Origin of the sequence: Bradyrhizobium sp. NBAIM14 (genome assembly GCF_020193895.1) — a bacterium.
GTDB lineage: Bacteria > Pseudomonadota > Alphaproteobacteria > Rhizobiales > Xanthobacteraceae > Bradyrhizobium > Bradyrhizobium yuanmingense.
This window is the reverse complement of the sequence record NZ_JADYVQ010000114.1, coordinates 1-392: the sequence shown is the minus strand read 5'-3', so window position 1 is coordinate 392 and position 392 is coordinate 1. Positions and strand designations below refer to the sequence as shown.

At 56.1% G+C, this 392-nt stretch carries 1 protein-coding gene; it reads left to right on the top strand.

Annotated features, from left to right (window positions below; genetic code table 11):
• The coding region (locus tag I6F28_RS37260) for an ABC transporter permease (protein WP_524536140.1) at nt 1-392 on the top strand (392 nt) is incomplete at both ends.

Sequence of the window (392 nt, the reverse complement as noted above, 5' to 3'; positions counted from 1 at the left end):
TGCTTTTACTGCGCGGCGTGACCATGGTTTATACCAACGGTAGCCCAGTGAATACCGGCTTTACTGAAAACGCCGATCTGTTTGGCTGGTTTGGTATTGGTCGTCCGCTGGGCGTACCGACGCCAGTCTGGATCATGGGGATTGTCTTCCTCGCGGCCTGGTACATGCTGCATCACACGCGTCTGGGGCGTTACATCTACGCGCTGGGCGGCAACGAAGCGGCAACGCGTCTTTCTGGTATCAACGTCAATAAAATCAAAATCATCGTCTATTCTCTTTGTGGTCTGCTGGCATCGCTGGCCGGGATCATTGAAGTGGCGCGTCTCTCCTCCGCACAACCCACGGCGGGGACTGGCTATGAGCTGGATGCTATTGCTGCGGTGGTTCTGGGC